At 40.1% G+C, this 21,924-nt stretch carries 17 protein-coding genes and 2 tRNA genes; 8 read left to right on the forward strand and 11 right to left on the reverse strand.

Going from position 1 to position 21,924, the window contains the following annotated elements; genetic code table 11:
- Positions 1 to 53 precede the first annotated feature (53 nt).
- From R2Q84_RS10015 to R2Q84_RS10045, 7 genes are all read right to left on the reverse strand, one after another.
- Positions 54 to 128, reverse strand: a tRNA-Val gene (locus R2Q84_RS10015).
- 38 nt (positions 129 to 166) lie between these two features.
- Positions 167 to 244 (reverse strand) — tRNA-Val (locus tag R2Q84_RS10020).
- Positions 245 to 370: 126 nt separating this feature from the next.
- Positions 371 to 1,096, reverse strand: coding sequence for a DNA repair protein RecO (gene recO, locus R2Q84_RS10025; RefSeq protein ID WP_316816393.1), 726 nt, complete (start codon positions 1,094 to 1,096; stop codon positions 371 to 373).
- Positions 1,086 to 1,445, reverse strand: a complete 360-nt coding sequence (locus tag R2Q84_RS10030; RefSeq protein ID WP_316816394.1) for a diacylglycerol kinase family protein — start codon at positions 1,443 to 1,445, stop codon at positions 1,086 to 1,088. The genes recO and R2Q84_RS10030 overlap by 11 nt, the downstream gene beginning before the upstream one ends.
- A 61-nt stretch (positions 1,446 to 1,506) precedes the next feature.
- Positions 1,507 to 2,967, reverse strand: a complete 1,461-nt coding sequence (locus R2Q84_RS10035) for a PQQ-dependent sugar dehydrogenase (protein ID WP_316816395.1) — start codon at positions 2,965 to 2,967, stop codon at positions 1,507 to 1,509.
- Positions 2,960 to 3,436 carry an OsmC family protein gene (locus tag R2Q84_RS10040; RefSeq protein ID WP_316816396.1) on the reverse strand — a complete coding sequence of 159 codons (477 nt, stop codon included), beginning with the start codon at positions 3,434 to 3,436 and terminating at the stop codon, positions 2,960 to 2,962. Before R2Q84_RS10040 ends, R2Q84_RS10035 begins: the two co-directional genes overlap by 8 nt.
- A gap of 84 nt (positions 3,437 to 3,520) precedes the next feature.
- Entirely contained in the window at positions 3,521 to 4,342 is an 822-nt protein-coding gene (locus tag R2Q84_RS10045; protein WP_316816397.1) for an ATP-binding protein, read from the reverse strand.
- A 280-nt stretch (positions 4,343 to 4,622) separates the two neighbouring features.
- On the opposite strand from R2Q84_RS10045, the gene R2Q84_RS10050 reads away from it, so the two are divergent.
- The gene (locus tag R2Q84_RS10050) at positions 4,623 to 5,768 is read left to right on the forward strand and encodes a glycoside hydrolase family 105 protein (protein WP_316816398.1); all 1,146 of its coding nucleotides are present in this window, start codon (positions 4,623 to 4,625) and stop codon (positions 5,766 to 5,768) included.
- A 60-nt stretch (positions 5,769 to 5,828) separates the two neighbouring features.
- Here the strand turns inward: R2Q84_RS10050 and R2Q84_RS10055 are convergent, their stop codons facing one another.
- The 4 genes from R2Q84_RS10055 to R2Q84_RS10070 all read right to left on the reverse strand — a co-directional run bounded on the left by R2Q84_RS10055 (position 5,829) and on the right by R2Q84_RS10070 (position 15,026).
- On the reverse strand, positions 5,829 to 6,590 hold the full coding sequence (locus R2Q84_RS10055; RefSeq protein WP_316816399.1) for a hypothetical protein: 762 nt from the start codon (positions 6,588 to 6,590) through the stop codon (positions 5,829 to 5,831).
- Positions 6,591 to 6,602: 12 nt separating this feature from the next.
- Positions 6,603 to 8,144: a RagB/SusD family nutrient uptake outer membrane protein gene (locus R2Q84_RS10060; protein WP_316816400.1), complete on the reverse strand. Its 1,542-nt coding sequence runs from the start codon at positions 8,142 to 8,144 to the stop codon at positions 6,603 to 6,605.
- Between the two features lie 10 nt (positions 8,145 to 8,154).
- On the reverse strand, positions 8,155 to 11,286 hold the full coding sequence (locus tag R2Q84_RS10065) for a TonB-dependent receptor (RefSeq protein ID WP_316816401.1): 3,132 nt from the start codon (positions 11,284 to 11,286) through the stop codon (positions 8,155 to 8,157).
- A 353-nt stretch (positions 11,287 to 11,639) separates the two neighbouring features.
- On the reverse strand, positions 11,640 to 15,026 hold the full coding sequence (locus R2Q84_RS10070) for a DEAD/DEAH box helicase (RefSeq protein WP_316816402.1): 3,387 nt from the start codon (positions 15,024 to 15,026) through the stop codon (positions 11,640 to 11,642).
- A gap of 119 nt (positions 15,027 to 15,145) precedes the next feature.
- On the opposite strand from R2Q84_RS10070, the gene R2Q84_RS10075 reads away from it, so the two are divergent.
- The 7 genes from R2Q84_RS10075 to R2Q84_RS10105 are packed head-to-tail and all read left to right on the forward strand — an operon-like array spanning position 15,146 to position 21,889.
- A complete protein-coding gene (locus R2Q84_RS10075; protein ID WP_316816403.1) occupies positions 15,146 to 15,514 on the forward strand; it encodes a transmembrane 220 family protein in 369 nt (122 codons plus the stop codon).
- A gap of 11 nt (positions 15,515 to 15,525) precedes the next feature.
- The gene (locus R2Q84_RS10080; RefSeq protein ID WP_316816404.1) at positions 15,526 to 16,233 is read left to right on the forward strand and encodes an EboA domain-containing protein; all 708 of its coding nucleotides are present in this window, start codon (positions 15,526 to 15,528) and stop codon (positions 16,231 to 16,233) included.
- An 11-nt stretch (positions 16,234 to 16,244) separates the two neighbouring features.
- Entirely contained in the window at positions 16,245 to 17,231 is a 987-nt protein-coding gene (locus R2Q84_RS10085; RefSeq protein WP_316816405.1) for a TatD family hydrolase, read from the forward strand.
- Positions 17,232 to 17,238: 7 nt separating this feature from the next.
- Positions 17,239 to 18,120, forward strand: coding sequence for a UbiA-like protein EboC (gene eboC, locus R2Q84_RS10090; protein WP_316816406.1), 882 nt, complete (start codon positions 17,239 to 17,241; stop codon positions 18,118 to 18,120).
- 10 nt (positions 18,121 to 18,130) lie between these two features.
- Positions 18,131 to 19,309: a 3-dehydroquinate synthase gene (locus tag R2Q84_RS10095; protein ID WP_316816407.1), complete on the forward strand. Its 1,179-nt coding sequence runs from the start codon at positions 18,131 to 18,133 to the stop codon at positions 19,307 to 19,309.
- Position 19,310: 1 nt separating this feature from the next.
- Positions 19,311 to 20,519, forward strand: a complete 1,209-nt coding sequence (gene eboE, locus R2Q84_RS10100) for a metabolite traffic protein EboE (RefSeq protein WP_316816408.1) — start codon at positions 19,311 to 19,313, stop codon at positions 20,517 to 20,519.
- Between the two features lie 17 nt (positions 20,520 to 20,536).
- Entirely contained in the window at positions 20,537 to 21,889 is a 1,353-nt protein-coding gene (locus tag R2Q84_RS10105) for an alkaline phosphatase family protein (protein ID WP_316816409.1), read from the forward strand.
- Positions 21,890 to 21,924: the final 35 nt, after the last annotated feature.

Below are 21,924 nucleotides of genomic sequence, written 5' to 3' on the forward strand. Positions count from 1 at the left end.
AATTATCCAAATGCAAAAAGCCTTCCAGTTTAAACTGAAAGGCTTTCTTTGTGTGGGAAATGAGGGGTTCGAACCCCCGACCCCCTCGGTGTAAACGAGGTGCTCTGAACCAGCTGAGCTAATTTCCCTTTGGTCTTGTCATTTAGCGCCTGACGGGGCGTTTTATTGGTGGGAAATGAGGGGTTCGAACCCCCGACCCCCTCGGTGTAAACGAGGTGCTCTGAACCAGCTGAGCTAATTTCCCTTGGTTGTACTCTTTTGTCTTTCAATAACCAGTCGAGTAGACTGTAAAACCATTTCAAAGATCCCTTCGATTTGGGATTGCAAATATACACCCTAAAATCATTTTTGCAAAAAAAGATGCACTTTTTTATGAAAGAACATCTTCTAATACTTGATGAGAACGGATATCACCAAAAGAAGCCGTATGTAAAGTATAGTAAACCAGTATTTTATCCAAAATAGATCGTCGTGTCTGATTTTCCATATTTATTTCATTTATTTTTTCAAAAGGCAAAGAAAATAGAGAAATGAACAGAGATGCATCATATTTATCCAAAAAATAGGCATGTACAGGGAGTGATGATCTGAACTCTCCTTCCTGTAAATCGAAATAACTCTGGTCACTTTTTGTTTGTGTGCTTGGCGCAAATCCCAAAAAACGGGAAAGCTTAAGTAAAAAAGCGAGATGAAAATTTACGTTCAGTTCTTCAGTCTCATCAAACCAACAAAGTGCATTAAATATAAAATCAAACAAATACCCGTCGGTAGTTTGCTGCCGGATACTTTTGTACAACACCTCATTTAAAAACTGTACAATCGTACTCTTAATAATGTCGTAAGGTATGGTTCTGAAAACAGGAGCAGGTCTCAGTTCACTCACCCTTTGTATGCCAACATTTGGTTTATGATAGACCACCATATCCACCAGATGTAAAGGCTGCAACATATTCATCCTTATTTTTGCCTTTGTTTTTTTTACACCATTGATCATGTAAGACTGAATGCCAAACTTCTCGGTAAAGATTTGCACTACCACACTGCTTTCACTATACAAGGTAGTTTTTAATACGATACCCCTTGTTTTATGTAGCATACTCAACCATTTTTGGAATAAAGATGACCAAACCAATCCCCAATGCAGTAATTGCCGTAACCAATACTGCAGCTGCAGCAACATCTTTAATAATTTTGGCTTTAGGGTGGATATCCGGTGAGACAAGATTAACGAGCACTTCTATGGCAGTGTTTAACAACTCAGCCATCAATACCATTCCTGAAGCCATAATGATCCAGAGCCACTCAACCGGCGACAGTTGACAATACCAGCCAAGAAGCCCCACGACCAGCAGGGCTACAACGTGAAATTTAAAATTGAACTGGCTTTTAAAAGCATAGCCAAGCCCAGAAAATGCGTAGCCAAAACTTTTTAAAAACCTGTTCATGATCTTATCTGATTGATTTCGACAACAAATATACAAAGTAAGTTGCGTCGCAAACAATCCCTTACATTGGCACCAGTTTAAAGACCCGCCCTGGCGATTCAACAGCAATATAAATATAACCGTCAGGAGCCATTCTCACATCCCTTACCCTGCCAATGTTTTTAAATAAGATCTCTTCCTTAACTACCTTATTGCCTTTTAACACCGATCTTTGAAGGAATTTAAACCTTAAGGAACCTGAAAGCAGATTACCTTCCCAGTTTTTATACTTATTTCCGGTTACAAAAGCGAGTCCACTTGGCCCGATAGAAGGGATCCAATAATGAATAGGCTGCACCATGCCTGGTTTAGCCGTAAGGTTGCTAATTGGCGTTCCATTATAATTAATGCCATAAGTAATTACCGGCCAACCATAGTTTTTACCGGGTTCTTCAATATTGATTTCATCACCACCACGCGGTCCATGTTCGTTCGTCCATATTTTCCCGGTTACCGGGTGAATAGTCATACCCTGAGGATTACGATGTCCGTAAGCATAGATGGATGCCTCCGCACCAGATGTTTTCACAAAAGGATTATCGGCAGGTATGCTGCCATCACTTTTAATGCGGTGGACCTTACCCAGATCATTCCCTTTAATTACCTGTGGATTTTCCTTTTCATTTCCACGTTCACCTACAGAAAAATACAGGTATCCATCTTTACCGAACTGCATTCTTGAACCGTAGTGATGTTGCGTTTTTGAATAAGGTTCAGCAACAAAAATATCTTTTTGTTCCGTCAGCGCATTTCCCTCCAGTTTCGCCCGCATAATTGCGGTTGTCGCTAAAATAGACCCACCAACGTTTTTAAATTTAGAATAAGAGAGGTAAATCAATTTATTTGTGGCAAATGCAGGATCTAGTGTTACATCCATTAATCCACCTTGTCCCCTTGCCAGCACCTCTGGTGCTCCGCTAATTACCTGCAAAGTTTTATCTGCCTTTACCTTGTAAAATTTACCATTTCTATCCGTTACCAGCATATCTCCGCCAGGCAAAAACGCCATTCCCCAGGGAACATCAAGCCCCTCGGCAACAGTTTCTAACTTTATGGTCATTTCCTCTGTCTTAAACACATCAGAAACTGGTTCTTCCTTAGCAGTATACTTATCTACATTCTTTATCCCGTTAAGGATATAATCGGCAAGCGCATTAATTTCATGATCAGTCAAACTCTCTCCAAATGCAGGCATTCCCACGTCTGTTCTGCCTAACTTTACTGTTTTAAAAAGATCCTCCTTTTTATTGCCAAACTTCCATTGACGATCAACAAACATGTCCATTTTTTCGCCATGACAGCTGGCACACAAATTCTTATAATTTGTTGCCGGATCAGCAAGTAAAATAGCTTTATGGCTTGAACCAACATTCGGAATTCCCTTTTCAATCCCCACAACTTCAGCTTTATTTCCGAAACCGAAGCCAAAAACCAGCCCTACACCTGCCAGTGCTAAAAAACCTATATTTTTAATATTATCCATGTTCAACTATACATTTTGGTTCATGCTTAATCGGAAAATTACAAGAGTTCGCTATAAAACACATTCTATGCGCATCATCATGTAATGCATTTGCCTTTTCCACCTGCGATTCATCCGTAATAACAACAACAGGATTCAAAGTTACCTCAGTAAAATGTCCGCTGCCATCAGCATTTTCGTTCATTTTCCCAATGGGTGTATCCTTATACTCCATTACAATAATCTCATTTTGAGAACACAGGTGCAGATACCATAACATATGGCAGGAAGACAACGACGCCAATAAAAGATCCTCCGGGTTATGTTTCGTTTTATCACCAAGAAATGCGGAGTCAGATGATCCAACAATATCAGGTTTATGATCAATAGAAATGATATAACTTCTGTCGTAAGACCTGTAGTCCATTGTTCCCGAGCCTTTGTTGCCAGCCCATGTAAGTGTCGCTTGATATTGATGTTCTTTAGCCATAACTGATCTCTTTTAATATTTACCAATTTAAACATTCTTATTTATCATTGGTAAATATTCTAAAGAATTCCTTTTATCATAAAATTATTTCAATTGATAAGCCATTACGCTCTTTTTATAAAAAGTCGGGATATACAGAATTTTCTTAACAGGATCATACCCGAGATCAGCTGTATTTTTCTTTTCCAGAGTTGTATCCAGCAACACATCGTGTTTACCGTCAGCATATACATAATACACATAGCCACCCCAGCTTGTCAGTAAAAAGTCTCCATTTCCAATCGGTTCCAAACCATCACCTCCTTGTGGTATTTCAGCAACTCTGGTCATTTTCTTTTGCGCGTCGGCTTTCCATACGGTCTTTCCTCCTGCTATAAATAAATCCTTGCCTATCGCTTTTAAACCATTTACACCTGCAATATTCTCCATATATACAGAAGGCTTATTTTTTTCTATCTTATGTATACGTTTTGTCCTCGTGTCTGAGACATATACAATTCCCTTATCGCTTACGGTAATATCATTCAGGAACACGGAACTGTCTATTGGTATTTTCAACACCACTTTTGCTTTCGCAATATCTATAACCACCACATCAGTGACATCAGCAGCGTACATTATATTCCCCAGTCTGGCCAGACCTTTAGGCGCATTTAATCCTGTAACCCAGTCCATGTCAACCACCTTACCATCCAGTCCAATTTTAGCTACGCCACCTATCCCATCCTTATCATTCGGGTTATTACCCATTACAGAAACATAAAGCACCTTGCTTTTGATATCCGGCAACACCGACTCCGGCAGGTTAATTACACTATCCGTTTCCCAGATCTTTTCCAGACGATGCTGAGCTTTCAGATTTACAGATAAGGCCAAGATAAAAGCCAGACCAAAATATTTCTTCATACCATGTTAATTTTAAGATTAAACCATCTGGGATTTAATTTACACAATTAATTCAAATTTTGTAATTACGAATGCAATTGACCCATTATCTGTTAAAAAATACTGTTCCAATTTAGCCAGGTTATCAACGATCTTACCATTAACCTCAAATTACCATGCAAAATGCCCCAATCTTTGTTCCAGGCACGTTTTCTCGGTTCCCAAAGCATCAAATAAAGGCTAACTTTAAACATACAATCAACAAAATAAGTAACAAAAAACTCAATACCAAGCCATAATTATGAACAGGAAATCTATTTTAGCTATATGCTGGATCGCTCCGGCACTTACGCTCATGGGATATGCAAATAGCCATGCCCAATCCAAAAATGCCAATTTAAAAAATTGGCCAAAAGGTACTTCACCAAAAGAAATCGGGACGAAAGTGGCCGAACATTTCAATGTTACTCCACATACAAATTTTAACAAGACAACTCCTCCGCGGGTACTGACTTATCCTGAAAACTGCGCCTGGTATGGAGCCTTAACTTTTGCAAAAGAAAGCAAACAGAAACAACTTGTACAAAAGCTTCAAAAGCGCTTCGAGCCGCTGTTTGGGGAAGAAGCTAAACTTATTCCTGTCCCAGACCATGTAGATTACTGTGTTTTTGGCGCTGTACCGCTGGAGCTATACCTGCAAACTAAAGAAAAAAGATATCTGGATATGGGGCTTGCGATTGCGGACAAGCAATGGGGACCTCCGGAAGGTCCGAGAGTTGTAGCAGAGTCACATGAATTCTACAAACAAGGGTATACCTGGCAAACCCGGTTATGGATCGATGATATGTTCATGATTACTGCATTACAGGCACAAGCATATCGAGCCACAGGTGATCAGAAATACATAGACCGTGCAGCAAAAGAGATGGTATTCTATCTTGACAAACTACAAAGACCAAACGGCTTGTTCTATCATGCGCCAGATGTTCCTTTTTACTGGGGGCGTGGGAATGGATGGATGGCAGTTGGGATGGCTGAATTGCTAAGATCATTGCCAAAAAACAATCCTGATTACGAAAGAATCATGAAAGGCTATAAGGAGATGATGGCCTCTTTACTAAAATACCAGACCACAGATGGGATGTGGCGACAGCTGATTGACGTACCAGAATCATGGGCGGAAACTTCAGGCACCGGCATGTTTACTTTCGCCTTTATAACAGGTGTTAAAAATGGGTGGTTAGATAAAGAAATATACGGCACAGCAGCACGTAAAGCCTGGCTTAAACTGATCACCTACATTAATGAGAACAACGACATCACCGAGGTATGTGAGGGAACAAACAAGAAAAACAGCCTTCAATACTACTTAGACCGCCAAAGAAACGTTGGTGATTTACATGGTCAGGCACCAGTTCTATGGTGTGCAACAGCCCTGCTTCGTTAAAAAAAAGTGCCTGGCTATTATTTTCTAAATACCAGGCACTCATTAAAAACAATAGAACGATTATTGTTCTGGTTGTGGTCTGAAAGGATAGACTGTAGCTCCATAAACATGAACCACACCATTGGTAGCAATATAGCCACCAGATCTATTTTTGGTCGTCCCGTTAATCAGAATCGGTGCGAGATCGTCATTATTTACCAATTGAAGATTCATCTTACCTTCCTGATCGAAACCGAGACCTCCATTTAAATATCCCAGCATAGAAGTTTTACTAGCCACTTTTCCCGGAGGCAATAGCGTTTGGGCAGTACTGTTATTAATCGTCAGTTTATCGAAGTTATAATCACCCTGCAACATCAGGTAAAGGAAATAATTCCTTACATCTTCCTTAGGATAATCCTGCCACTTTGCAGCCGGTCGCGTGGTAGCGGGTAACCCGGTAACAGGATTTACAGTCACAACAATTGGGAAATCAAACCATAAACCCTTTGTCGCTTTTCCTGTTTTAGAATCCAAAACCCGAACAGCCTCGTTGTGCAGGAAAATAAATGTCTTTCCTGTTTTCTCAAATTCTGCTAAATCAATCTCCGCATACTCCAAACCTTTCCTCATCCATTTAAAAACGGTATCTCTAGGGTTTTCTACAGATTCATAAGAGCGGCTTTCTAAAAACTTCCTTGCCGTAATATTGATATGAGGATCAAGCGTCTTATGTTCGTAATCATACTTTTTTTGTAACTCCATATCAAACAAAGTACAACCCGACAACATCAGGACGGATAAAAAAGCATATTTTTTTGCTATTAATATTATCTTATTCATAACCGTTATTTTTTAATCTGTATAACCAGGGTTTTGCTTTAATTTACTGTTAGAGTTTAATACATTTCTGTTTACAGGCCAATACGATTTTGTGGCCGGATCAAGAAAGCCAGGAGCGTCAAGGTTTCCAGCATCCAACTGCCTCCTTTTAAGAACCGGATCCATTACCTCTTTTACATGATCTGTACGAACCAGATCAAACCATCTTTTACCTTCTCCGAAAAGTTCCAGCTGTCTCTCATTAAGAATCGCATTTTCCATTGCAATTTTATCTGCCACCAATGGATCTGTAGGAAGATATGCCGGTGCCATTGCCCTTGTGCGAACCATATTCAGATATTTTAAGGCATTTACCATATCGTTATTGCCATTTAAAGCCTCGGCATACAGCAATAACATATCACCCATGCGATACATCGTCAGGTATACAGGCTCCTGTTGTCTGCTATTGGGCCATTTATCCGCAGCGGTAGGGTTTGCAGCTGTTGCATACCATTTGATGAACCGGTCTCTGTTTGCTCTGGGTTGGGCAAAGAATACATCGGCCGTTTGTTGCGGACGAATATCGGTAGTACGTGTAGCTGCAGAAAATTGTGGCTGAAACCATTTATCCCAGATATCCTCATCTACAACAATCTGTTTATTATTATCTGTCCATGAAGTTTGCATACAGGCACAACCATTTTTCTGATAATCCCAATGGATACTCCAGATCGCTTCTTTACTGTTAACAGGATTTGTAAACATCGTTTTCCAAGTCGCAGTAGCTTCAAGATTTGCCGCAGTTGGATCCGCAGTAATCCCCTTAGCTAAGAACAGGTTCTTTATCCATTTGATCGCATTTGGGTAATCTTTTCGCCACATATAAACATCAGCCAATGTAGCACAAACAGCAGCCCGCCCCATTCCAAAAATACCTGAAGATGGAGCTGTCCCCGTAGCAAACAAATCATAAGCACGCTCTAAATCGGGGATAATCACTTCAGTCATCACTTTTTCTTTTGGCGATCTATCCACTTCAGACGGAACTTTGATATCCTCATAAGGCTCCAAACGGATGGGTGCATCTCCCCAAACACGCACAAGATAAAAATAACTCATAGCGCGCATAGCATAGGATTCCGCCATATAGCCGTTCAACAAGGGTTTAGTTATCTTCGGATCCAATTTTGCTGCTTCTGGAACATACTTAATGTTATTATTGGCCCTGCCGATCACAGCATAAAGTCCAGTCCAGTCCGAAAACTGATTCGTTGGTGTAAGACTGTTTAAAACAATCTCATCTACATAATCCTTGGTATAAATGACAAACCTGTCAAAATTATCGGCACGGTACTCTCCCCAATACAAATATTTTTCAGCATACTGCTTCGTTCCAACCATTTCTAATTGAAACGCAGAATACATCCCCGCTATTCCCGCATCCACATCAAACTTACTTTTATAAAACTCGCGTAAAGTAATTTGTGACAACGGTTTCTCCGTCAAAAACTTTTTACAGCCTCCGAACAAAATCATCGTAACCAAAGCTGTTATCGCTATTATTCTTTTCATCTTAATTTTATTAGAAATTAATGTTCAGACCAAGACCAAACTCTCTTCTTCTTGGATATTTCCCTGTATCATCGCCTGGTGTTAAAGGGTTAGATGTACTGAATTCAGGATCATACCCTCTGTAATTGGTCCAGGTCAACAGATTCGTTCCATATACATAGGCTGTAACAGCTCTTAAATACACCTTTTTACTCCATTCAGGGTTCAGCCTATACGCTAACCTCGCACTGGACAATCTGATGAAAGAGGCATCTTCGATATACAAACTGTTCTGATCAGTTTTAAGATTTCCTCTATTGTCCTTCTCTATGTAATATGGATACTTTGCAATATCACCAGGTTTTCTCCATGAATTGTAAACCATATCAGGCGATCCAGCACCCGTGTTAGAAGGTTTGTTCTGAGTTTGCAAAAGCGAATTGTAAACCTCTCCACCAAAGGATCCGTTAAACAAGAAAGAAAGCGTAAAACTTTTGTATCTGAAATTGTTCATGATACCCATATAGAAATCAGGAGTAGCGTTTCCAAGAATCTGACGATCTGCGTCATCAATTACGCCATCTTCTTTTAAGTCCAGCCATTCCGCATCCCCACCTTTCAACTTACCATCCGGTGCGTACTTATTTTTAACGTTACCAGTATACTCTTTACCATCCAGGCTATACACCGGCTTACCATTTTCATATTTTGGCCGACCATTTTCCAGTACTACCGTTAACTTTCTCCAGTTGTCATCATAAGCGTTCGACTCATCCCATTGGTATACTCCAAGATTTTTCCAGCCGTAGAAATTTCCGATCTTACCGCCTTGTTCTACATACCATTTGTTCCCGGCAAAAAATGGAATTCCATCCGCCAGTTCAACAATCTTACCTCTTTCAAAAGAAATATTACCCGCTAAACTCCATTCAAAATTTTTACTGGTAATTGGGGTTCCGTTAACAACAAACTCAAAACCTTTGGTTTGCATAGTCCCTAAATTCACCTGTACTTTGCTAAAACCGGTTTCTTTAGCCAATTCTCTCGGATAAAGCAGATCATTAGTACGTTTTAAATAGTAATCTGCAGTAAATCCTAATCTACCTTTAAAAAAGGTAAGATCTAAACCGACGTTATTCTGCGTGGTTGTTTCCCATTTAATAGACTCATTACCTAAAGTACTCATCAGACCTGCACCTCCAACTCCGGCGTAGTTCCCCAAAAAGTCAACCCTAAGGAAGGATTCGTAATCACCAATACGGTCATTCCCCAACTGACCAAAGCTGTATCTTATTTTGGCATCGTCCAGGAAAGATTTGGCCCAGGTCATAAATTTCTCGTCAGAGAAGCGCCATGCTGCCGATGCGGAAAAGAAATTACCCCATCGATTTTCAGGGCCGAATCTTGAAGAACCATCCCTACGATAAGTCCCTTGTAAAATGTAACGGCCTTTATAGTTATACCCCACACGACTAAATATCGATGACGTAGCATTTGCTGTGGCATTTGAATAAGTACCCGTGGAAATCACATAATCAGGTAAGGTCACAAAAATCGACTCACTTACGCTATTTAAATATTCTGTATGAACACGATCAAATCTTTTTCTATCCGCACTGAAGCCTAGCAAAGCAGTGAAATTATGATCCTGATTCACCGTTTTATTGTAGTTTAAAAAAGCCTGGTATTCCCAGAAGAAGGTTTTTGCCATCTCATTTCGGCCCGAGTTTTTATCCTTATTTGCAGAAAGAAGTCTCGGAGAAAAATACATGTTCTGTGTATTATCCAACTTTGCATTAAACAAAGTCGTAAACTTCAGGTCTTTGATAATCTGATAATCTAACTGGTTATTAAACTGAGCTGAATAAGTCTCATCCTCATCCCGCTCAAATAAAGCCTGCGCTATCGGATTCCTTTTAGAAGCGATATAACTTGTTAAACTCCCATCGGGATAATAAATAAGTGAGTATGCAGGCCTGTCAATAACAACCCTTACAGTATTCCCAATAGAGGTCTGATTGGCTTTCTGCCAAAAGAAGGAGAAGTTATTTGAATACTTAAGTTTTGGAGATAACTGATAACTCACGTTTGTTCTTGACTGCACTCTTTTCGCCCAGCTGTTCAGGATAATGGATTCATCATCCAGATAATTCAAACTGGTATAGTAGCTTAATCCTTTCTGACCACCACTAATTCCAAACTTAACCTCTTTCTTTTGAGCGAGATTACCCAGCAATAAATCCTGAAGATCATTGTCGGCATTGAAACTTGGATTGATAGAGTCAGTTGAAGTTCCTCTCCCCTGAATGGTTCTAAATGCGCGAACTTCCGCAGAATTACTCACAGGAATACTATGTGCCAGTCGCCCAAACACATGGTTATAGGTCAAATCTACACTAGGTTTTCCCTCTATACCTCTTTTGGTCGTAATCAAAATTACTCCGTTTGCTGCACGTGAACCGTAAATAGATGCAGAAGCTGCGTCTTTTAACACCTCAACATTGGCAATATCTGCAGGATTGATGTTCGCTCCATTTTCATCAATTACCCCATCCACAATATACAAAGGACCATTCCCCCCGTTTAAAGTCGACGTTCCCCGAATCTGGATTGAACCTGTAGCACCCGGTGCCCCACCACCATCATTTACAATGAGCACCCCTGCTGCTTTTCCCTGCAAAGCATCAAAAAGATTGATAGGCTGACGCTCCTCAATATCTTTTGTGTTGATTGAAGAACTTGCACCGGTTAAGTCTTTCTTTTTAGCCACACCACCATAACCTGTAACTACTAATTCTTCCAGGTTACTCAGGTCTTCCTTTAGACTTACATTAATAACGGTTTTACTCCCCACAGTTACTTCCTGTGGTATAAAGCCAATAAAAGAGAATACCAGTACTGAATTGGCAGAAGGGACACTAAGATCAAATCTACCACTGTTGGATGTTGTTGCACCAAGCGTAGTGCCTTTCACTTTAACCGTTACTCCCGGCATAGCAATCCCTTTATTATCAACCACCGTTCCGGTTAATTTAACCTGGGCATAGGTAGTTGTCGTAGTTAACTGGAGCAGCATTAGCAGCATAATCAGCTTTAGTCTGCCCCATTTTAACCTAAACATGCTCAAATTACAGAAAGCTGTTTTTGTAGAATTTTTATTCATATCGGATATATTTGGTTAATGCAATTGACTAATAAGTTTCGATTTATTAATTTCTCGGATTAGCCAAGCAGTCAACTATCTTGGCAACGCGTTTTCTATTTATTCTTTCATAGATATTTGATCGCCTAAACCAGTTAGCCGTACCAGAATAAGGGCCGGATACTCAATAACTCCAGCAGACATAAACAAGCCTGGGAGCATTGAAAGGCTCTTCCGTAATCACTTTTCTACGATAAACCGTGTTTAACAGGTAAATAAGAGGTATAGATACCTACAATACACCTATGAAATACCTATCATCTACCTATGAACTACCTGTTAACATAGAACCACTCCCGAAGCGATCCGGTATCCTAACCAAACAAGTCCAGCAAATCCTTTTTAGATAACGACTTGTAAATGGAGGTTTCCGTTTTGATCAAATCTCCTACCAGGTCCTTCTTTGTATTTTGCAGTTTCATGATTTTCTCTTCAATGGTATCAGGGCAGATCAGCCTTACCGCGACTACATTTTTTTCCTGTCCAATGCGGTACGTACGATCAATAGCCTGGTTTTCTACCGCAGGGTTCCACCAGGGGTCAACAATATATACATAATCGGCCCTGGTTAAGTTTAGCCCTACACCTCCTGCTTTTAAACTGATCAGAAAAACCCGTACTTCAGGATTATCCTGGAAGGAAGTCACCACTGCGGCCCTGTTCCGTGTTTGTCCCGTTAGATATTCATGTACGATTCCTCTTTGATCCAGTTCCTTTCTGATCAGGTCCAGCATCCCCACAAACTGCGAAAACACCAGTATTTTATGATTCGGAGCTTTACCCTCTATTTGCTCCAGCAGGGTTTCCATTTTAGCAGACGCATTGCCGTAAAATTTATCATCTTTCAACAGTTCTGCCGAATTACAAATTTGTCGCAATCTCGTAATCCCCTGCAAAATATGCATACTACTTTTTTGTAATTCATCCTCAGCTTTCCCTTCAATATAATCCTTAACCTCCTGCACTGCGGCCTCATACACTTCCCGCTGTTCCCTTCCCATTTCGCAATAAATCACCATTTCGGTCTTATCAGGTAATTCTTTAGCGACCTGCTCTTTAGTCCTTCGCAAGATGAAAGGACTGATCCGTTGCTGTAGCTCTTTCGCACGTCTGGTTTCTTTAAACTGATCTATGGGAACAGAATATAATTCTTTAAACTGTTGTTTTGTCCCCAATAAACCCGGACAGGCGAAAGAAAGCTGTCCATATAAATCAAAGGTATTGTTCTCTATCGGTGTTCCCGTTAAGACGACCTTATTACGGGATTGTAAAAGTCTTACAGCCTTATAGCGTTGTGAATCCGGATTCTTAATGTTCTGTGATTCATCCAGGAAAACATAATTGAACCGATATGCTTTTAAAAAACGAATATCGGCCAGTAAAGTACCATAGGAGGTAAGAATAATCTCGTACTGATCAAATTCATGAATATCCTGTAGCCTGTCTGCCCCATAAATGGTCCGTATTTTTATGGAAGGTGCAAATTTTGCGACCTCGGCCTGCCAGTTAAAGATTAAGGAGGCAGGTACAACCACCAGATTAGTATTATGCGCAGATTTCTCTCTTTGGGTAAGGATGAAAGCGATAACTTGTATCGTTTTGCCCAAACCCATATCATCTGCTAAACAAGCACCGAAATTAAAATCATCTAAAAAGTTAAGCCAGTTTACCCCTTCATACTGATAACCGCGAAGTTCAGCATTTAAACTATCCGGTATTTTTACCTGAGTGATGTTATCCGGGCCTGAAAGTTTCCTTCTGTATGTAGCAAGCTGACTCTTTACCGTTTCATCAAAAAGCTGTTCTTCATACAGTTCTGCAATCATATTGTAATTGATCTTATGTGTATGGATACTGTCTTCAACAATTTCCCCGGCATTAAAATAATTGGTAAACTTCTCTACCCATTCATCCGGCAAAATTCCCATCGTTCCATCGTCCAGTTTGATAAATTTGCTTTTATTACGGATCGATTTATGTAAATGTTTTAAAGAAATGGCCTCCCCATTATAAGCTACTTTTGCCTGGGTTTCAAACCAATCGATACCACTGATCACTTTAATGGATATATCAGCTTTATAAGGACTTAGGTTATTGTTATTCAACTTATTAAAACCCATTATGGTTATACCTTTACTGCGCCAGGCCTCAAAGGCGTCTAAAAACCAGCCAATATCGAGAAAATGTTTGCGGTGCATATAGAAGCAATCCATTTTCATTTCCTCATTTACCTGTTCCTCAAAAAAAGGATGTTGTTTTACAATGTTGGATATAAACTGTAGCTCTTCTTCTTCATTCCTGCGCAAGGTGAATGTATTCCCATATTTATCTTTGGCAATGATTTGCTTTCTGGACAGGATCGGAATTTCGGTATTACTGTAACGCATTACCGGTGTAATGAGCACAAAATCTTCCGATTCGGAAAGGTAGATCAACTGCTCATTCTCCAGATCAAAGCCTTTTTCCTCAATCTGTGTTTTTGTTGCGGGCTTTAAATAGGAGTAATTGATCTTCACCTTTTCTTCCAGTCGCGACAGTATCGTTTCATAGAAATCATCGAACTTGGTTTTATGGATCAGCATCTTATCGTAATGCTTCTTAAAGAAATCTATGACCCGCAGAAAATCAGGATTATCAATGAGGTAAAGATTAGTACCTAGTTGAATAAAATAATGATGCTTAATCACCAGGTTCTCTATAGCCAGCGACTGATCTTCCAACATCAGGTTTCCTGAGACCTCATAAAAATCACCTTTTTCATTGACAGAAAGCACGAGGTCAATCCCAAGAATTTTGAGTTTTACAGCAACAATAGAACTTGCCGATATATTAGGCGATCTTTTTGAATCATGCATGTACACATCCAGTCCGAGCGGGTTCTTTGCTATTGCTTTTAAGCCTTCAAGATTAGAAGCTGAAGCCTCTCCGTTATAATTATTCTGGAATTTCAATATTCCATTGAGGAACTTTAGTTCAGCACTGCTCTCCGAGATCCAGATCAAATCTGAAGGATCAATATTTTTTAAAGGATTTTTAATTTTCCCATCCTTGCTGGCCTGACCTTCGTACAAGGACACAGCTAGGTGACTGTAAAAACGATGCTGACTAAAAACAACGATCATTTTAGCATCCTTTTTTACCATACCATCAGCAACAGGCTTTAACCAGTTTGTAGCAGGCAGCAATGCATCTCCTAATTCCTGTGTTGTTTTTTTATTAATTGGAAATAACTGCTTTAGCTTAGGACTTATATTCAGTATTCCCTTAACATATTCTATTTGGAAATGTGCATCCAGGTTATTTTCATTTCCCAAACCATAATCTGTTGCAAACTCTCTCAACTTTTTATAACGCAATGGCTCATCAAAAAACACGCGAAGCTGTTCCCTATCCATAATATTGTGAAGCACACGCGCCTGGTATTCGCATAGTCCATAAACAGATGACATACAGGTACAAGATAGCATTACACGGTCTGCAGTCTGGGTAACCGTTACCATCTGCGCATTCACGGAAGCAAAAGTATTGCTAAAAACAGCAAAATTTACGGCAATCTCTACAGGCGAAAGTTCATAAAAACCCTTTGCTTCCGTATCCGTACTCACCTTACTGTGCTTTAACAGGTCTGAGATGGTTAACATCGAAATATTAAAGTGCTCTAAAGTATAATCATGTGTTTGGGCATTGATCTCGTTCTCCACCTGCAATTTTTAAATAATCAATAAAATGTCTAAAATAAAGATGATCTTGCTAAATCGACTTAATAATCTGTTTATTTGTATTAAGTTAATAAACACACACAAATATAAACTTCATTGTTATGCTACTGAGTATTTTAAACTCCATTTTTTGCATTGCCTTTATTTTATTCGCTTATGTGAACCTGAATGACAACGACTCCTGGCTATGGGTGCCCATCTATATGGTTGCATCTATTTGTTGCGGACTTGCCGTTTTTAATTATTTTTACCCTGTCGTATACCTGATTGCCACAACATTCTATCTAATTTACGCTGCAATTTTGTTCTTTGCCAAAGATGGTGTACGCGACTGGATCATAAGATATAAAAGGCCCAGCCTGGTTGAAAGTATGCAGGCTACAAAGCCCTATATTGAAAAAACCAGGGAATTTTTTGGTCTGCTGATCATTAGCGGAGCACTGGCCATTAATTATTTTGTTGCAGTTTAACTAGAATAAAAATGCTTTTGATTGATATACCGGGCCTACAAAAATTAGGTGATGTTTTTGTACAGGTCCTTAAAAGAAACCTTAGCGTTGAAGCAATGGAATGGCTTCAACAAAAAATCGCGTTGATTATTACGGAAGATAAGTCTGTCCAGTTGCATTTATGCTTTGCACACCTTCCTCGCATTGCGACAAAAAAAGCAGTTGAAATACTAAAGGAGGAAGAAGAACAAATCACAGAATTACTACCTGGCTTTACCATCAACAGCTGGACGGTAGATCAGTTGTCGAGGGTTTGGTTGCTCATGCAGTTGCCATCCAACAACAGGGAGACCTATGTTAAAAAAGTAAACAGTCTGTTTGCCGCGGCAGAAATGAATGAACAAGTTGCTTTGTATACAGCATTGTCACTTTACCATTACCCCGAAGAATGGATTAGCCGCTGTGAAGAAGGTATTAGAAGTAATATCGGCACGGTGCTGGAAGCAATTATGTATCATAATCCATATCCTGCAGCCTTCCTTTCACAACAGGCATGGAACCAGCTCGTATTAAAAGCATTTTTTACAGAAAAAGACGTTAATCTTATTATCGGCTTAAAAGATCGGGTAAATGATGCTTTAGTCGCAACCCTTCAGGATTACATACAGGAACGCCTGGCTGCAGGCCGAACGGTAGCTCCTGAAATTTATCAATTGACACAACAAATGAACCTTAAATAAATACTTGAATTATGTGCTGTAATGAAAATTTTGAGGAAAGAAACAAGGGAGAAAAGGTAACAACAGCCCTTGACCTGAACGACATCAGCGGGATGAAGTTTTTCGATCCACACATTCATATGACGTCCCGTACTACGGACGATTATCAAGCCATGGCAGACGCCGGCATTGTCGCCCTGATAGAGCCAGCATTTTGGCTTGGGCAACCGCGTACAGGTGTTGATAGCTTTACCGATTACTATAGCAGCCTGATTGGCTGGGAAAGATTCAGATCTTCACAGTTCGGCATTAAGCATTATTGTACCATTGGGTTAAACTCCCGCGAGGCCAATAATGAAAAACTTGCAGAACAGGTAATAGAAATTTTACCACAATTCATCTTCAAAGAAGGTGTAGTTGGTATTGGCGAAATCGGTTTTGATGACCAGACGGTTGCTGAAGAAAAATACTACAGAATACAACTCGAACTGGCAAAAGAAGCAGGACTTCCAGTTCAGATCCATACCCCGCACCGTGATAAGAAAAAAGGTACACAACGCAGTATGGATATTGCCATAGAGCAAGGCCTTGCACCAGGTATGGTTATTGTTGACCACAACAATGAAGAAACCGTAAAAGAGGTACTGGACAGAGGTTTCTGGGCTGCTTTTACCATTTATCCTTTTACCAAAATGGGAAATGAGCGTATGGTAGAGGTAGTAAAACAGTACGGTTCGGAAAGAATCATGATTAACTCAGCTGCCGACTGGGGCATCAGCGATCCGCTGGCCATTCCTAAAACTGCTGCCTTGATGAAAAGATCGGGTATCAGTTTAGCCGATATCGAAATGGTGACTTACCGCAATGCGATTACAGCTTTTGCACAAAGTGGACAGATTGATGAGCAGGATTTTATCACGGTTAAAAATATTGATCAGAGTCAGAAATTTGAGAGCAATTCCATTCTGCGTGGCGGACAGCAACCCAGAGTAGACAAAAACTCGATCATCATTTCATAACTACCTCATGAACAAATTAATAGGTTACCTGCGGTTAATGCGCCCCGCCAATGTAGTCACAGCAGTAGCTGATGTATTGGCAGGAATGGCAATTGCCGGGTATTTCATTGATCAAAATATTCAATTCCTTCCGGTTATACTGCTTTCTATCTCAACAATCGGGTTATATAGTGGCGGCATTATTCTGAACGATGTCTTTGATGCAGAACTGGATGCTAAAGAACGTCCTGAGCGTCCAATACCAAGTGGCGTAGTCTCTAAAAAAGCTGCCACAATTTTTGGGGGTATATTTTTCTTTATCGGCATTTTTACTGCAGGTCTGTATAGCACAAACGCCCAATACCTGGCCGTAGCTATTATGGTGTGCTGCCTGGTCTATGACAGATTTTTAAAACACAACGCCATTTTTGGCCCCATAAACATGGGGCTTTGCCGCGGATTAAACTTATTGCTAGGGGTTAGTATTATCCCCTCCGAAATCCAGCATTGGTGGTTTTTAGCTGTTGTACCGATCGTTTACATTGGTGCAATCACCATGATTAGCCGGGGTGAAGTTCATGGGGGGAGTAAGAAAACCTTATACTTTGCTGCAGTACTATACCTAATTGTTATTGGCGCAATTTCAACAATCGCACAAATCAACAACAACCTGCTGCCTTCACTTATTTTTATCGTACCCTTTGCGTTAATGATCTTCACACCTTTGATCATAGCTATCCAGGAGCCCGTAGGTAAGTATATCGGCAAAGCTGTAAAATCAGGCGTCATTGCTTTGATATTGATGAATGCAGCATGGGCAGCAGCCTTCGGTGTATTAAATGTCGCCATATTTATTGTTATTTTGTTACCCGTATCTATTTTGTTAGGCAAAGCCTTTGCCGTTACTTAGTCATTAAACCATGAGTTATTTAGAACAGTCTTTTAGTGTAAAATTTGACTATAAAATATACTTTACCACTGCGCTTTTCCACCTGGAGAACACCATCCTTTCCAACTTCTTCAAAGAAAGATCAGCAACAGGAGGTCAAAAAATATACTTTGTCTTAGACGAAGGTGTAGCGCTTGCTCACCCAAATCTTACCAATGAAATAACCGCTTATTTCGCATTAAACCAGGAAGTAAAACTGATCCCTGATTTTTTAATCGTTCCGGGAGGAGAAGCCGCAAAAAACAATAACGATCTGTTTGATAAAATTGTGGCAGCTGTAGATACCTACGGAATAGACAGACATTCTTATATTGCCGCCATTGGTGGCGGTGCGGTGCTCGACCTGGTTGGTTATGCTGCCGCAGTTTCACACAGGGGTATCAAACATATCCGGATTCCAACAACCGTACTTTCACAAAACGATTCGGGAATTGGGGTCAAAAATGGGATTAACTACAAAGGAAAGAAAAACTTCCTGGGAACCTTTGCACCTCCGTTAGCTGTATTTAATGATGAAACTTTTTTATTTACATTAAGTGACAGAGATTACCGATCGGGAATTTCCGAAGCGATTAAGGTAGCACTCATCAAGGATCCCGATTTTTTCTACTGGATAGAAAACCATACTACTGCGCTGGTAAACAGAGATACCGAGAAAATGAATTACCTGATTAAACATTGCGCTAAGCTTCATTTGGATCATATTGCCGGCGATGATCCATTTGAAACCGGATCGGCCAGGCCACTTGACTTTGGTCATTGGGCAGCCCACAAGCAGGAACAGCTTAGTAACTTCAGCGTTTTGCATGGTGAAGCCGTAGCGATGGGGATTGCCCTCGACAGCACGTATTCTTTTTTAACCGGCTTGCTTACGGAAGCACAATTACAGCGCATACTAAATGTACTTGTACAACTTGAATTTGACATCACTGACCCTGTTATACAGATCAATGATGCCACATCACCTATTTTAAAAGGCCTTGCAGAATTCCAGGAACATCTTGGCGGAAAGCTAACCATTACACTGCTTACCGATCTGGGTACAGGAAAAGAAGTACATGAAATGGATCATCAGTTGTTGATTCAAGCCAGTGCTTATATAGCAGATTTTGTTAAAAACAAGCTATCTATAAACTCCAGTAACAACTAACATGAAAGTAAAAACAGGACATTTAACTTATTGTACGAACATTCATGCCGGGAAAAACTGGACTGAAGACTTTGATGCATTGCAGCAGAATTTTCCAGCAATCAAACAAAATGTTGCTCCCGGTCAGCCACTAGGTCTTGGGCTAAGGCTTTCACATGAGGCCAGTATGGAATTGAGTAATCCTGATTCCCTGACAGCATTTAAGCTATGGCTCCAACAAAATGAAGCCTATGTTTTTACAATGAACGGTTTCCCTTACGGAGATTTTCACCGAACAGTTGTTAAGGAAAATGTACATACACCGGATTGGACAACTGACGAAAGAAAAGACTATACCATTAGGTTGTTTCACATCCTGAAATCAATATTACCTGCGGGCATGGACGGAGGTATTTCTACCTCCCCTTTGAGTTACAGACATTGGTTCAAAACAACAGGCGACTTCAATGCAGCAAAACATACCGCAACGTTAAACATCATTGAAGTAGCAAAAGTACTTCATGAAATCCAAGCTGAAACCGGGCAATTGTTACACCTGGATATTGAACCTGAACCCGATGGCATACTGGAAACAGGCAGAGAATTTATCGACTGGTTTGAAAATGATTTATTGGTACTGGGTATTCCTGTGATCACATCACAGTTGAACCTTAATACAGAACAGGCAGAAAGCCTCCTAAAAAAACATATCTGTTTATGTTATGATGTTTGTCATTTCGCTATTGGCTATGAAAATCATGAAAATATACTAAAAGAACTGGAACAAAAAGGTATTGGTGTAGGCAAAATTCAAATAAGTGCGGCTTTAAAGGCAGATATAACGGGCACCGCAGCAGAAAGGAAGTTGATAAAGCAAAATTTTGCTAGTTTTAACGAACCGACCTATCTGCACCAGGTAGTTGCACTAAAAGCGGATGGAGATTTAATCCGTTATCCTGATCTTCCGCCCGCATTAGAAGCCAATGAAGATGATACCATTATACAATGGCGTTCACATTTCCACGTACCTATTTCCATTAAAGAAATTGGCTTGCTGCAATCCACGCAAGATGATATCATTACATTGCTGGAACTACAAAAAGCCAATCCATTTACCAATCACCTTGAAGTCGAAACTTATACCTGGGAAGTTTTGCCCGAACAAATAAAATTACCGATTGCCCAATCGATCAGCAATGAATTAAACTGGGTAATTGATACGCTTGCATAGATACAAAGCCATTAAAGATGAAGAAAACTGTAGTTATAGATGTTGTAGGATTATCCTCAAACCTGATTGGAGCACATACTCCATTTTTAACACAATATCTTAAAAATAAGAACCTGAGTACCATAGCCCCCATGTTACCTGCAGTGACCACAGCGGTACAGTCGACCTATTTAACCGGGAAACAACCATCAGTGCATGGTATTGTTGGAAACGGCTGGTATGATGAAACAGATGCAGAGATCAAATTCTGGAAGCAATCTAACAAGCTGGTGCAAGCCGAAAAGATATGGGACCGCGCAAAAAAAGAAAACCCTGGCTTTACTTGTTCCAATATGTTCTGGTGGTACAATATGTACTCTAATGCAGATTACTCAGCTACACCAAGACCTAATTACCTGGCCGATGGTAGAAAAATGCCTGATTGTTATTCAGAACCTGCCGAGTTGCGTGATCTTTTGCAAAGTAAATTAGGACAATTTCCTTTATTTCAGTTTTGGGGACCGGGAGCCAATATCAAATCATCCCGGTGGATTGCTGATGCTTCAATGTTAACGGATGACCTTTACGATCCTACCTTAACTTTGGTATACCTTCCCCACCTGGATTACTGTTTGCAGAAATTTGGACACGACTTTAACCACATCGATAAAGAACTAAACCAAATAGATACTGTTCTAAAAGACCTGATTGAATTTTATGAAAGGAAAAATGCCCAGATCATTGTGCTTTCGGAATACGGAATTACACCTGTGAGTACCCCTATTCATTTAAACCGTATTTTCAGAGATGCCGGGCTTTTACAAATCCGAACAGAAAGAGGTCTGGAATTATTGGATGCTGGCGCCTCAAAAGCATTTGTCGTTGCAGATCATCAAATTGCCCATGTTTACATCAATGATCCTGCTGTTACCAAACAAGTACAACAGATACTTGAAAACACGCCGGGGATTGCTTTGGTATTGGGTGAAGCAGGCAAACAAGCCCATGGTCTTAACCATGAAAGGGCAGGAGATTTTGTGGTCGTTGCCGAACCAAAAAGCTGGTTTACCTATTATTTCTGGTTAGATGATGCAAAAGCACCAGATTACGCAAGATGCGTAGATATACATAAGAAACCCGGTTATGACCCTGTTGAAATGTTTATGTCATCCAAACCCAGAGCAGCCTATAAATTACTAAGAAAAAAGGCTGGCTTCAGGTATATTATGGATGTTATTCCCTTAGATGCAACACTGGTAAAAGGATCACATGGCAGCATCAATACACCTGCTGAATTCCACCCGGTATTGATTACTGATGGAGCTATACATACTGGAAATATAAATGCCGCCGAGGTTTATGATGTAATTTGGAAAACCTTGAACTTGTAAGAAAAATTATCTAAGTTTGGGTTACACACTCTAGG

The organism is Pedobacter nyackensis (assembly GCF_032678475.1).
GTDB classification, from domain to species: domain Bacteria; phylum Bacteroidota; class Bacteroidia; order Sphingobacteriales; family Sphingobacteriaceae; genus Pedobacter; species Pedobacter nyackensis_A.